A 13,118-nucleotide genomic window follows, 5' to 3' on the forward strand; every position below is an offset into this window, starting at 1 on the left:
AAGTAAGGCTATGAGTGATAAAATACAAGATTTAAAAAATAAGCTTATTCGGTTAACAAGTTTAGATAAAAGCTTTGAAGTATTTGGTTCGGAATCGCACCAGTATAGATTAAATCCTTGTTTGAGTGAAGCTGAAGTTAGTCAATTAGAGGCAAAGTATAAAGTAACACTACCAACAGAGTTTTGTAATTTTTTGTTGAACGTAGGAAATGGTGGTGTTGGGCCGGGTTATGGATTGATAGGTATAGATAGTGTGGAACTATCTAAAATGGAAATATTGGGGTTAGACTTTTTATCTTTGCCGTTTTGTTTAAATGAAGAGTGGAATGATTTAGATTTATTACAAACTAGTAACGGAGATGCTCCAAACGCTTATTATGACCCGAAACTAGTGCAGGGAAGTCTTCTTGTTGCCGAGTATGGATGTGGAATTGAAGCTCGATTAGTGATTACAGGAGAACAAGCGGGTAAAATTTGGATTGATGACCGAGTAGGGGAAGGTGGTATATATCCTTTAACTTGTCATTGTGCTGCTTTTTTCCATGATGACCCAGATATTGAAGATAATTTGTATGAGTCAGTAGAAGAGGTAAAAGAAGCCTTAACTTTTTACGAGTGGTATGATAATTGGTTAAATCGCAGCATTAGCCAAGTCGTACAGTTAATGTAATAAAAAGTTAGGAGTTAGGAGTTAGGAGTTAGGAGTTAGGAGTTGTAATTCCAATTGGGGTTTGTAATGCTGGTTAATATATGGTCTTCCCATTTACCATTTATCATTAGATAATCTCTAGCATACCCTTCAACAACAAATCCCAGGCGCCTAAGTAAGGTACCACTACGCTGGTTATGGGGAATATAGTTTGCCATAATGCGGTGCATGTTAAATTCTTGAAACATGTACTCAATACTGCTTTGCATTGCTTCTGTCATGTAACCTTTGCCTTGTTCGTTTAGAGCCAAACTGTATCCAACGTTACAGTACTGCGCGGCGCCTCGAACGATATTGCTAAAATTGAGGGTACCGATAATTTGATTCGGGTTAGCTTTGGGGAAAATAAAAAGTCTCAAAGAACGGTCGTTAGTAAACTCCTGATAATTAACTTGAATTTGTAATTCCCAGTATTCTCTAGTGAAAAACCCACTTTGCCAAGATGGGTAGTAAGGAGTGAGGTGCGTTTTATTCTCGCTAAAGTAATTTAGGATTTTAGGTATATCCTCGTTTGTTGCCATGCGAATAATGATGCGTGTGCATGTAATTAGCGGCAGTTCCAAAGGCATAACAACAATCAGGACATATTTACAATCTTAATTATAAAGTCGCGCGTGCCCTTTGTAGCATAGGCATCCTGCCTGTGCATTAGTACTAAACGCTAGAAACATGAAATATTAAGTTTAATTTAAATGCCAATTTGGCATAAAAATATTAACAAATGATACAAAATTATATTGTCAATTACAACTCCTTACTATAAGATGAGTGTAAAAATTTAGTAAATTGTTACTTTATATATGAAGTTTTAGATAAACATTAAATTATTATGTTAAAAACAGAAACCCGGTTTCTTTGTTAAAATCTGTGAAAAAAATGAAAATTTTACGTAGAAACCGGGTTTCTAAGATTTAGGACAAATTAAGGAATTAATAAATGCAAACTTTTTTAGTTACAGGTGGTTTGGGTTTTATTGGCGCCAACTTCATTCTAAAAGCTAGAAAACAAAAGTTAGCTAATATTATAAATATAGATAAACTGACGTATGCAGCTAATCCTCTGACTTTAGCAGAATTGCAAGATGATAGTGGATATAATTTTGTGCGTGGAGATATTGGGGATATAGATTTAGTAATAAAAATTTTAGAACAGTACCAACCCGACGCAATTATTAACTTTGCTGCTGAAAGTCACGTTGACCGCTCAATTCTTAGTCCGATAGATTTTATTCAAACTAATGTAGTTGGAACTTTTCAACTTCTTGAAGCTAGCATCGCTTACTGGCAAAATTTATCGTCTCTTAAACGCGCATCTTTCCGTTTTTTACATATTTCAACTGATGAAGTTTACGGTTCCTTGAGTCCAACTGACCCAGCTTTTCGTGAAGATACACCTTATGCACCCAATAGTCCATATGCAGCATCGAAAGCTGGTTCTGACCATTTAGTGCGTGCATATTATCATACTTACGGTTTACCAACTGTAACGACTAATTGCTCGAATAACTATGGCCCATGTCAGTTTCCAGAGAAACTAATTCCGCTGATGATTTTGAATGCGCTAAATGGAAAACCGTTGCCAATATACGGGGATGGGCAAAATGTTCGCGACTGGTTGTATGTTGAAGACCATTGCGATGCGATTTATTTAGTTTTACAACAAAGTTCTATTGGCGAAACTTATAACGTTGGTGGAAATAACGAGCAAGACAATCTTACTGTCGTGAAGAAGATTTGTGAAATTCTTGACGAATTAGTTCCTCAACCTGGTTTGTCTCGCTCGGAATTAGTGACTTTCGTTAAAGACCGTCCTGGTCATGACCGTAGATACGCAATTGATTGCAGTAAAATTAAGCGCGATTTAGGTTGGGAACCAAAGGAGAGTTTTGAGAGTGGTTTGTTAAAGACGATTCAGTGGTATTTAAATAATCCTAATTGGGTTGAACAAGTTCAATCAGGTAATTACCAAAACTGGATTGCAAAAAATTACGGTGATAGAAAATAATCGCTAGTAAAAATTTTAGTCCATTTTAATGGACTTGCGCTATTAGCCTTGGATTTCAATCCAAGTAAGATAATTGAGGAGCAAAATATGAAAGGCATTATTTTAGCAGGTGGTTCAGGTACAAGGTTGTATCCATTGACACAGGTGATGAGTAAACAGTTAATGCCTGTGTATGATAAACCAATGATTTATTATCCTTTGTCAACTCTGATGTTGGCTGGGATTCGCGAAATTCTGATTATTTCTACACCTGCTCATTTGCCTTTATTTCAGCAATTGTTGCAAGATGGTAGTCAATGGGGTTTGGAATTTAGCTATGTTGAGCAACCAAGTCCTGATGGTTTGGCACAAGCTTTTATTTTAGGGAAAGATTTTATTGATAATGAACCTGTTTGCCTTATACTTGGTGATAACTTATTTTATGGACATGGTTTAGTTGATGTGCTAAACCGTGCCTCTCAGTTACGTGATGGCGCCCTTATTTTTGGCTATCGAGTTGCGGAACCTCAGCATTACGGTGTAGTAGAATTTGATAAAGCTGGACGGGTAGTAAGTCTTGAGGAAAAACCAGTAACTCCTAAATCTAACTATGCAGTACCAGGAATTTATTTTTATGATTCTCAGGTAGTAGAAATTGCGTCACAGCTTAAACCCTCAGCACGCGGTGAACTAGAAATAACTGACTTAAGTCGAATTTACCTTAACCAAAAACAGTTAAAAGTAGAACTTTTAGGTAGAGGTTATGCTTGGTTAGATACTGGTACTCACGAGTCGTTACACCAAGCTGCTAGTTTTATTCAAACCTTGGAACAACGCCAAGGCTTTAAAATAGCTTGCATTGAAGAAATTGCATTTCGTCAAAGATATATTGGAAGAGAGCAACTTTATCAACTAGCAAAACCTTTAGCTAAAAGTAGTTATGGTTGTTATTTGATGGATGTTCTCAACTCTGAGAATCATTCTAATCAAATACAGCATTATCAGGCAGTATTGCCAATTGTTTAAATAAGTATTAAATATGAAAATAATTGAAACTGAAATTCCTGATGTACTGATAATTGAACCGCAAGTGTTTGAAGATAAACGTGGATTTTTCTTAGAAAGTTTTAACGAACGCGCGTTTCAAGAAAAAGCAAATATTTCTGCACATTTTGTACAAGATAATCATTCTCGTTCGGGAAAGAATGTATTGCGTGGTTTGCACTACCAAATTAAACAACCTCAAGGTAAATTAGTGCGAGTTATAGCTGGGGAAATATTTGATGTTGCTGTGGATATACGGCGTAGTTCTAAATACTTTGGGCAATGGGTAGGAGTGAAATTAAACGCGCAAAATAGGCATCAAATATGGGTTCCTCCAGGTTTCGCACATGGTTTTTTAGTAGTTTCTGAATACGCTGAAGTACTTTATAAGACTACTGATTATTATGCACCTCAGCATGAACGCACTATTTTATGGAATGACCCAGATATTGGTGTTGGATGGAAAATTGATTTGCAGCCTATCCTTTCTGGCAAAGACCAAGCGGGTAAGTTAATTAAAGATGCTGAGGTATACGTATGAGAATACTTTTAACTGGTAGTACTGGTCAAGTAGGTTGGGAATTGCAACGTAGTTTGATGACTTTGGGTGAAGTAATTTGTGCTGGACGTGAAGCAACTTCTGTTAGTTTGCAGATGGATTTATCTGTACCTGAAACAATTCGCGCGGTAATTCGTGAAGTCAAGCCCAACTTAATTATAAATCCTGCTGCTTACACTGCTGTTGATAAAGCAGAAGCCGAGCCGGAATTAGCAATGGCTGTTAATGGAGTGGCGCCGGGTATAATTGCAGAAGAAGCGAAGCTTTTAGATGCACCCGTAATTCATTACTCAACAGATTATGTTTTTAATGGTACTCAAGCAACAGCGTATACCGAGCAAGATATACCTGACCCGCAAAATGTATATGGCAAAACCAAGTTAGCTGGTGAGAAAGCTATTCAAGCAGTTGGAGTACCTTATTTAATTTTAAGAACTAGTTGGGTATATGGGCTACGGGGTAAAAACTTTTTACTTACTATGTTGAAACTTTCACGAGAGCGTGAAGAACTAAAAGTAGTTGATGACCAAATAGGCGCCCCAACTTGGAGTAGAATGATTGCTGAAGCTACAACACATATCATTTCGGGAACACGTGAGTTAGTAAGAGATTATAGTGGGGTTTACCATTTGACAGCTACTAATCAAACTAGTTGGCATGGCTTTGCTAAAACAATTTTTGAATTAGACCCCAACTCAGGTCAACAAAAACTTAAACAATTACTAGCAATTCCTTCAACTGAGTATCCAACTCCTGCAAAAAGACCTGCTTATTCATCATTGGATACTAGTAAAATATCAAGTACATTTAAACTAGCTTTACCAAGTTGGAGAGAGAGTTTAGCATTAGTGCTTGATTCAAGATGTTAAATTTATGTGTTAACTCACCGAATACAGCATTCTCAACAAGCCAAAAGAAAGAAACCGGGCTTCTGTACGAAAAATCAACGTTTTATAGCAACATGTTTGGCAAGAAGCCCGGTTTCTAGACCTGGTGCAAGATGTGTGTTAATGCCACCCATTCGTTTAATCGTTCGCTGTCTATTGCTTCAAAGCCTTGTGCAGAAAGTGCTTTAGTAACTGACTCTTCGTACTCTTTGTCGTAACCTGATGTAATTAATATTCCGTTTTTGTGTAGTGCTTGTCGGTAGTCCGGCGCCAGTGTTGTATGTATTCTTCCAAGGATATTAGCAACAATCAAATTGAAGTTAGCATTAGGGGAAATACTAGATACATTAGCAGTGTTGGTGCCGCCCATCCAATTACCCATTTCGCTACCACGTCCTAAACTTCCTTGTATTACCCGTACTTTGTCTGTAACATCATTACGAGTAATGGCATCTTGAGTTGCAACAAACGCAACTGCATCGTTATCTAATGCTAAAACGTTTGCTCCTAGTTTTGCGGCAGCAACGCTAAGAATACCTGAACCTGAACCAAGGTCAAGGACATTCATATTATTAGTTATATGACGTTCTAGAAGTTTAATTGCTAATATTGTTGCTGGGTGTAAACCGCTACCAAATACTAAACTAGTTTTGAGTTTAATAATTATTCTTTCTGAGATATTGGGTAAGTCAACGGCATCAGAGTTAACTACAATAAATCTTTCGGCAATTTGAATAGGTTCGTTTTTTATATCTAATTTATTGGGTTTTTCTGCAATTACGTATGCTTCGAGTGTGCTTGTTAATGCAGTGCGATGTAAGGGTGAAAGTAAATTTTCTATTTCTTGAATGCGTACACTTGCTTGGGTGTTGTTGGGTAAATAGAAATTAATTGTATGTGTCCAATTATTTGGGCGCCTGTCTGAGTCAGCATTAGTATATTTAGTAACAGTAATGTCGCTTGTGTAGTTAGTGGAAGCAAGTAATGTGCAAACCCAGTCAACTGCTTCACTGGTTGTGTCTAAAGTTAATTCGATACATGACATGTTGTGTTACCGTTAAACCAAGCTTTTATGATTATCGCGCGGTTTGGTGAAAGCTGTGTGGCATCAATTAAGGTTCATATCGGTTGATAGTAGATTTATGCTCTATAATTACCTATTGACATAATAGGCTAGTTTTAGCATAATGGCGATTACATGGGTAAAAACCAAGAAAAACCTCTAAAATCTATAGCAAGTGCTTTAGATGATTTAAAGGAGTTCCCCGAAGATGTACAAGATGTAATGGGTTATGCTCTTGATTTAGCACAACATGGAGAAAAGCATCCCAATGCAAAACCTTTGAAAGGTTTTTCAGGAGGAGGCGTTTTGGAAATTGTAGATGATTTTGATGGTGATACCTATAGAGCTATATATACGGTAAAATTTGAAGGTGTTGTTTACTTGCTACATGTTTTTCAGAAAAAATCAAAACATGGTATTGCAACATCTAAACAAGATATAAATTTAGTAAAAAAAAGGTTGCAGAAAGCTCAAGAAGATTACTTACAAGAAATGCATTAAAAAGTAGAGCAAAAAATGAACCAAGAAGATAAAGTAACGACTAGCAGTGGAAATGTATTTAAAGACTTAGGTTTACCTAATCCTGAAGAAAGGTTATTAAAAGCCCAACTAGCACGTAAAATTAGTGAAGCTATCAGTAAATTGAATTTAACACAAGCTCAAGCTGCCGAAGTTATAGGTATTGACCAACCAAAAATATCTCTATTAGTTAGAGGTAGATTAAGCGGTTTTTCAACTGATAGATTATTGGATTATCTTAATAGATTAGGTAGCGATATTGAAATTAGAGTAGGGGAGCCAAAACTTGAAAAAGTTCAAAAGCAAGAAATAGCTAGTACAATTGTTTATTAATTATTAAAAATGACCATTAAACACGGCGCCAATTCGTAAGTATCAGCAATGCGAGCAGGTGATACTACCAGCATCTAGGCTAATTTGATAACTATTGGCATCAGTTTGTGCTAGTTCTGCTCGATACCAGCTATTCAAAATTATTCAATATCTACTAATTAATACCGCTTCAGACGCGCTCGGTTAGGTCGAAAGAGGCAATTATGCGTCCCTTGACCTAACTCCGAATCTAAAAATATGCTTTAATTACAACATTTTAAGTTAAAATGAGATACCTCAGCTAAAAATAGCTGCAATTAGTTTTGCCTGATTTATGGTTCAGTATACTCTTGCTCAAAGCCCAGATATTATTCTTACAGTTTCTGGTAAAGATTCTGCCAAAGCCCGTGATAAAGCAATGGATCAGTTGATGGAACTCATGGACTCAGGTAAATTGCCTACCGACTTAGAAGAAGGATTTGGGCCTCAACAATTAATCGAAGTAAAGGAAACGAGCATTGATAATGCTGGTGACGATGCTGTGACACAAGCAGTTCAGGTTCTTAGCAACCTCGCGACGCTGAAGTTAAAAGTTCAAGAGTCACGTTCGGAAGCTTTAGACATTCGTAAAGCAGTTGATGTTCTTTTTACAGACGAATCTGTAAGTGAGGAAGAAATTACTCGCTTGAAGGAAGGGTTCAAAGTTTTAAAGACCTTTGCCCAAGCAAATCTTCGCTATCAAGATGCTCGCACGAAAGCTGAAGGCGCCCGTCAAGTTCTTGATAAAGCGTTAAAATCGCCAGATAAATAAAGTAGTGGAAAGTGCTGAGGGCTGAGTGCTGAGTAGGGTTAGGAAATAGGACGAGTCTATTTCTGTAGCCGTTCTAAGTTATATTTGTGCTGATATTTCTTGGCTTGAAGAGGCTTAAGGCGGCGCATTGCAACACCCATACCACCAGCAGCCAATGTACCCAAGTAAAAACGTAAAAAAATGTGTCCTGTAGAGACGTGATTAATCACGTCTCTACGAGCGAACCTCAATTTTACTTACCTCGAATTTTATGAATGATTGATGAGTTGCTTTCCTCCATTTCTTCAACTTCGACACGTTCAGCGCTCATTCTCTGTTTGTAATATTGTTGATAGTACGTGTAAGAAGCAGGCGCCGCTTCTTTGGATTTGTTTGCGATAAAGCCTAAAACAGGAGTGCCAGAAACTTGAAGTTCTTCTAAGGCTTGTTGGAAAACGGTACGCTTGAGTTTACCTAGTCCTGCAACTAATACCATGCCGTTTGTATTGGCGGCTAGTAAGTTAGCATCAGCAAATCCAAGTACAGGTGGAGTGTCATAAATTACAAAATCAAAGCTGTTTTGCAGGTCGCTCATTAAGTCTTGCATTTTTTGTGATGCAAGCAAGCGAACTGGGTCGGGTGGAATTGGGCCAGCGCTAAGAACATAAAGGTTGTTTTCGATGGGTGAACGTTCAATAACGTTACTCCAGTCTAAGTCAGAGGCAATAATGTCGGTTAGTCCTTGAATGTTCATGACTCCAACTCGTTTGTGCAGTGTCGGACAGCGCAAGTTCGCATCGACTAGTAAGACTCGATGCCCCATTGCTGCAGCAGCTAGAGCTAGGTATATAGCTACTGTTGATTTACCATCCCCTGGTGTCGCAGAACTAATTACGAGTGAGCGAATTGGTGTATCCGAACCCAATAAAAGAATATTTGTGTAAAGCGAACGAAAGACTTCAAAGAAAGCAGCAATGTCTGGCTTTTGGTTACCGCTGTCTTGTAAGGAAACTGCCAGTTCTTTTCGCAATGGAATTGAACCCAATAGTGGTAAGTAGGTGGCATCTTTAACATCTTTGGATGTGTAGAAGACGTTGCTAAGTTTATCAACAACAAGTGCGGCACCGGTACCTAAGAGTAGTCCGAGCAATCCTCCTAGTAATAAGTTTCGCTTGGCACTATCTACGATAGCTGCTGGTTTTTGGACTTCTGTGTATTGTGGATCGAGTGGTTTCCACGGTTGGAGCTTTTGCGCTTTCTCGATTTGTAAAGCTTGTTCTTTGGCAACGAATTGCCCATAATTTTCGGTCGCAATTTTTAGCTGCAACTGAATATAATCATAATCCCGATTAACTGTTGCTAAATATTTCAACTCAGCTTCAGCCTTCTTGATTTTGTCTCTTAAAGCTTCATCACGAGCAGCTATTTCATTGATACGACTCACATAATCACGCTGCACTCTCTCTTCTTCTGCCGTCAGCATTGGCATCAGATTATCTATTTTATCCTGTAATGTTAGTATGGTTGGGTTTTCAGGAGTGAACCGTGCAGATTCTTTTTTGATTAAAATATCAGCTTCTTGGATTTGGTCTAAAATCTTTTGGTAGCGAGGATTGTCACTCAATAGAGAGTTACCTGCACGTTGACCAGGTTGCTGTGCTAATTCGCTCTGCAAATCTCTGTACTTCGTAGACATTTGCTCGTACTGCACTCGTGCTTCTATACGTTGCTGGTTAAGACTAGCAATTAAAGCAGCAACTTCCTGAGATTTTTGTGCAGGTTCGACTAAAGTATTTTTGCGGCGAAGATTGCGTAATTTCTCTTGCCAGTCCTCGACTCGTTGCTGAAGTCCTCCTTTGGTTATTCTTTCTTGAACAAATTTGATAGCTTCGTTGACATCTTCTTCTTGTTCAGCCCGACTATAATCTAAGTAAGTCTTTGCTAAAGCTTGTAATACATCTTTAACCTGTTGTTCGTCTTCGTCTACGTATTCAACTTTTAAAATATTTGGTTTTACAGACGTAACATTCAAATACCTTTCCAATCTCTTATAAGTTAAGTCTGGATATTTCGCCTGTAAATCTTTAACAATCGGTGCCAGCAAACGAGGGCTTTCCAAAACTTTGATTGTTGTAGCCACATTTTCGGTTTCAGGCGATGATACACCTTGAGCGCCAAGCGTTTGTGGAATATTCGCAACAGCCTTCGATTCACCAGTTACAGGTTTGGTTAAAATCTCGAACTGACCCTGGAAAATTGGGGGGTCACTTTCAGCTTTGAGGACGGCGCCAGCTGCGGCTACACCAGTAAATCCAGCAATTAATAATGCTCGACGACGGAGTGTCGCCCCAACTTGACCCAGGTTCAATCCACCTTCATCAGCATCATTTAACTGGGCAGCATTAGTTTTCATCTGCATTTGAGAATATTTTTCTGACTTCAGCATAGCGTTCGTCAATACTACTATTAGTTTTTCTTGGGTAATTTCACACTTAAGTGATTTATTTGCAGGCTTGGCGATGCACCCAGGTAAATGATTGATCAATTACGCGCGCGGTCTGTATGAGTCAAGATATCTGCTGAATAGTACTACCTACATGAGTCTCAGCAACATCGGTATCAAAAATATATGGCAATATTTGGGAGATGCATTATTACTACATTAGCACTACGCAGGGAATATTGAACAAAGGTTTTCGATGTATAAATAAAAAATATATTTTTTATACTTATATAGCAGGCTCAATGCTGAGAGTATAACAATACCTTAATGCCCCAAAATTGGTTAATTACTAAATCATAACTTATACATAGCGCTACGAAACTAGATTCTTTTATGTGCTTAAATATCTAGTTAGCTTCTGTTTACTGATTCAGCCAGTGCTTTTCCGGATAATTAAACTGTAGACTAAAAATTTACTCTTATCTCAGAATCAATTGTTTTATTTTTTACTCAGTATATTGATTTTGTCCTGGAATGAAATTTTAAGGCTAATAGCTCCAGTGCATTTTGGAGCGCTGGAGCTATTAGCCTTAGTTTGCATTTTGCTGTTTGTACTTACGACGCATAGCGGCGCCAATACTACCTGCAGCAAGAGTGCCTAAGATAGTCAAGGTTCAGGAACAGGTTCGGAGGAACCTACAGTTATATTGTCAAAGATTAAATATTTACTCTTATCTCAAAATTAATTGTTCTATTTGTTACTCAGTATATTAATTTTGTCCTGGAATGAAATTTTAAGACTAATAGCTCCAGTGCATTTTGGAGCGCTGGAGCTACCAACTATGCCTTAGTTTGCATCTTGCTGTTTGTACTTACGACGCATAGCGGCGCCGATACTACCTGCAGCAAGAGTACCCAAGATAGTCAAAGGTTCAGGAACAGCTTCAACGTTATCAACTGTAAGTCTTGTGCCACTCAAAGCATTATCTAGCGAATTCATAACACCGAATCCGATAGTATATGTTCCTGCGTTAGCAAAGGTATAAGTTGTTTGATCTGATGTTTGCCCGTAATTACCTACAAGGGCTACGTCTGCCAGTAGATTAGCCGCAGAGCTAATACTGTAGAAGGAGAAGTCATTGTAAGGTAAATAATCATCCGCATCAAAAAGCCAATCAAACTTTAAAGTATCCCCTGCTGCTACTGAGATTGTTTGTTTAATCGCTGAACCAAACGTTGGAGCTGTGTTAATAGTGTTCAATGCTCCAGATGCCAATCCTAAAAATCCTTCTAAATCAAATTTGTTAGTATTTCCTCCTGCATTGATTTCAGCTTTTTGGTTGACAACGCTAGCATTACCAATTGTTTGCCACCCTGTAAAGTTATTAGTTGAAAAATTACCGTTGACAACTGCGGCTTGGGCACCTGAAACTCCAGCTAATGTTATTAATGCTACTCCAGATGCACTGGTGCCAACATAAGCTGCCTTAAATAAAACACTAGACGATTTTTTCTTGAGCCTGGTTCTAATTTGTAATCCAGTGATGGATTCTTTAGTAACAGCTTTTTTTAGGTTTGCTCTGATCTGAAATCTTGTCATTCTATTTATTCCTACAATCAGGTAAAAGTTAATGGTAGATTTACCCTATGTTGTAGTCATTACTGGCGCCACTATAACAAAGGTGTAATAATTTTGCTGCCATCAGTTGGAGCTTTAATTACAGACAGTAATAATTACAACAATTCAAAACTATTGATAAAGACAATATTAATTTACGTGTCTTTTTCAACGGTCTTAGCTCATTATTACTTAAGTACAGCAACAAAAAATAGTATAATTTTATTCCACTATTTTTACAAGCTGTCTCAGATTAATTTACTTAAAATTTATAATAATATGTAGATAAAATGAATTAATTTATTGCAGAATAAAAATATAATATTACCTAGTTATTTAACCTCAACAAAACTGTAGCATTCTGTGCATTATTCATAAAATTAAAAATTGTAGAGACGCGATTTATCGCGTCTCTACATCTATAAATATTGGACAAGGACTATATTGTAATGTCTTGACAATATTGTTTATATGTTACTAGTCCAACGAGTTCCTTTCCAAATGCTGAAGAATAAAGATGCCGCGACTAAGGCGCCAAGTCCCCATTTTACTGAAGATTTCATCAAATTAAATCCTTGTTTCGATTCAACTGTTTTAGCTTGGCTTTGAATTTGGGTTTTGGCTTGCGACAGTTTAGTTGCTAGTTCGTCTTTAAATTGTTGAGCGCTTTTGCCCTGAACTGCGGCGCCTTGCTGTTTGAGTATGTTATCAATTTGTTCGGGTGTTGCTTGATTCAGTTGTTGCTGTAACTGTTCAGCGCGTGTAATTTGCTGTTTAGAAGCTGCCTTGATTTGCTCGGTGCTTTGTTTACTGAGACGAACTGTGTCAGCTACTGCTAGAGGTATCATTAGAAAGTATATAATGGCAAGTAGCAAAGTTAACCATGACAAGAGTTTTATTAAGGGTATTTCCCATGTGTTGCGTGAGTCTGATTCAGCATAGAATATTAATACAAAACCAATTAAAGAGACAGGAACTCGTTCGACTAAGGCGCCGATTGTTTGAAGTTCCCAGGCAGGATTCATAAATTGGGGTGGAATAAGAATTTCTAACCAGTCAAAAAATGCTAGCAGCAATAAGCCGTAACCGAGAGTTCTGATAATTCCTATTGTTGCTTCTTGAGTGAGTGGAAATTGCGGTGCGCTGTATTTTCCGGCGTTTGATTTTGTCATATTCGTAGAAGAAGCTAGA

General features: G+C 37.7%; 15 protein-coding genes. 8 read left to right on the forward strand and 7 right to left on the reverse strand.

The window, feature by feature from the left end; genetic code table 11:
* Nucleotides 1-10 precede the first annotated feature (10 nt).
* Nucleotides 11-670, forward strand: a complete 660-nt coding sequence (locus DSM106972_RS39035) for an SMI1/KNR4 family protein (protein ID WP_127085737.1) — start codon at nucleotides 11-13, stop codon at nucleotides 668-670.
* Between the two features lie 35 nt (nucleotides 671-705).
* On the opposite strand, the gene DSM106972_RS39040 is transcribed toward DSM106972_RS39035, so the two are convergent.
* On the reverse strand, nucleotides 706-1,278 hold the full coding sequence (locus tag DSM106972_RS39040; protein WP_127085738.1) for a GNAT family N-acetyltransferase: 573 nt from the start codon (nucleotides 1,276-1,278) through the stop codon (nucleotides 706-708).
* Between the two features lie 367 nt (nucleotides 1,279-1,645).
* On the opposite strand from DSM106972_RS39040, the gene rfbB reads away from it, so the two are divergent.
* The 4 genes from rfbB to rfbD all read left to right on the forward strand — a co-directional run bounded on the left by rfbB (nucleotide 1,646) and on the right by rfbD (nucleotide 5,164).
* Complete coding sequence (rfbB, locus tag DSM106972_RS39045) at nucleotides 1,646-2,713, forward strand: dTDP-glucose 4,6-dehydratase (protein WP_127085739.1); 1,068 nt, start codon at nucleotides 1,646-1,648, stop codon at nucleotides 2,711-2,713.
* 87 nt (nucleotides 2,714-2,800) lie between these two features.
* Nucleotides 2,801-3,718: a glucose-1-phosphate thymidylyltransferase RfbA gene (rfbA, locus tag DSM106972_RS39050; protein ID WP_127085740.1), complete on the forward strand. Its 918-nt coding sequence runs from the start codon at nucleotides 2,801-2,803 to the stop codon at nucleotides 3,716-3,718.
* A 13-nt stretch (nucleotides 3,719-3,731) separates the two neighbouring features.
* Complete coding sequence (gene rfbC, locus DSM106972_RS39055; protein ID WP_127085741.1) at nucleotides 3,732-4,277, forward strand: dTDP-4-dehydrorhamnose 3,5-epimerase; 546 nt, start codon at nucleotides 3,732-3,734, stop codon at nucleotides 4,275-4,277.
* Nucleotides 4,274-5,164, forward strand: a complete 891-nt coding sequence (rfbD, locus tag DSM106972_RS39060) for a dTDP-4-dehydrorhamnose reductase (RefSeq protein ID WP_127085742.1) — start codon at nucleotides 4,274-4,276, stop codon at nucleotides 5,162-5,164. Before rfbC ends, rfbD begins: the two co-directional genes overlap by 4 nt.
* 115 nt (nucleotides 5,165-5,279) lie before the next feature.
* On the opposite strand, the gene DSM106972_RS39065 is transcribed toward rfbD, so the two are convergent.
* Nucleotides 5,280-6,227, reverse strand: a complete 948-nt coding sequence (locus DSM106972_RS39065) for a 50S ribosomal protein L11 methyltransferase (protein WP_127085743.1) — start codon at nucleotides 6,225-6,227, stop codon at nucleotides 5,280-5,282.
* Nucleotides 6,228-6,380: 153 nt separating this feature from the next.
* Between DSM106972_RS39065 and DSM106972_RS39070 the strand changes: the two genes are divergently transcribed.
* From DSM106972_RS39070 to DSM106972_RS39080, 3 genes are all read left to right on the forward strand, one after another.
* Nucleotides 6,381-6,746 (forward strand): type II toxin-antitoxin system RelE/ParE family toxin, encoded by a 366-nt coding sequence (locus tag DSM106972_RS39070; protein WP_127085744.1) that lies wholly within the window; start codon nucleotides 6,381-6,383, stop codon nucleotides 6,744-6,746.
* 15 nt (nucleotides 6,747-6,761) lie between these two features.
* Nucleotides 6,762-7,097, forward strand: a complete 336-nt coding sequence (locus DSM106972_RS39075; protein ID WP_127085745.1) for a helix-turn-helix domain-containing protein — start codon at nucleotides 6,762-6,764, stop codon at nucleotides 7,095-7,097.
* Between the two features lie 313 nt (nucleotides 7,098-7,410).
* Nucleotides 7,411-7,887 (forward strand): hypothetical protein, encoded by a 477-nt coding sequence (locus DSM106972_RS39080; RefSeq protein WP_127085746.1) that lies wholly within the window; start codon nucleotides 7,411-7,413, stop codon nucleotides 7,885-7,887.
* A 56-nt stretch (nucleotides 7,888-7,943) separates the two neighbouring features.
* On the opposite strand, the gene DSM106972_RS54200 is transcribed toward DSM106972_RS39080, so the two are convergent.
* From DSM106972_RS54200 to hpsJ-A, 5 genes are all read right to left on the reverse strand, one after another.
* On the reverse strand, nucleotides 7,944-8,117 hold the full coding sequence (locus DSM106972_RS54200) for a hypothetical protein (RefSeq protein ID WP_186538442.1): 174 nt from the start codon (nucleotides 8,115-8,117) through the stop codon (nucleotides 7,944-7,946).
* 2 nt (nucleotides 8,118-8,119) lie between these two features.
* The gene (locus DSM106972_RS39085; RefSeq protein ID WP_127085747.1) at nucleotides 8,120-10,312 is read right to left on the reverse strand and encodes a GumC family protein; all 2,193 of its coding nucleotides are present in this window, start codon (nucleotides 10,310-10,312) and stop codon (nucleotides 8,120-8,122) included.
* 587 nt (nucleotides 10,313-10,899) lie between these two features.
* Nucleotides 10,900-10,980, reverse strand: coding sequence for a PEP-CTERM sorting domain-containing protein (locus DSM106972_RS56010; RefSeq protein WP_127085803.1), 81 nt, complete (start codon nucleotides 10,978-10,980; stop codon nucleotides 10,900-10,902).
* 176 nt (nucleotides 10,981-11,156) lie between these two features.
* Entirely contained in the window at nucleotides 11,157-11,909 is a 753-nt protein-coding gene (locus DSM106972_RS39095; protein ID WP_127085748.1) for a PEP-CTERM sorting domain-containing protein, read from the reverse strand.
* A gap of 485 nt (nucleotides 11,910-12,394) precedes the next feature.
* The gene (gene hpsJ-A, locus DSM106972_RS39100) at nucleotides 12,395-13,099 is read right to left on the reverse strand and encodes an HpsJ-like protein, cyanoexosortase A-associated (protein WP_127085749.1); all 705 of its coding nucleotides are present in this window, start codon (nucleotides 13,097-13,099) and stop codon (nucleotides 12,395-12,397) included.
* Nucleotides 13,100-13,118: the final 19 nt, after the last annotated feature.

This window comes from Dulcicalothrix desertica PCC 7102 (assembly GCF_003991905.1).
GTDB lineage: Bacteria > Cyanobacteriota > Cyanobacteriia > Cyanobacteriales > Nostocaceae > Dulcicalothrix > Dulcicalothrix desertica.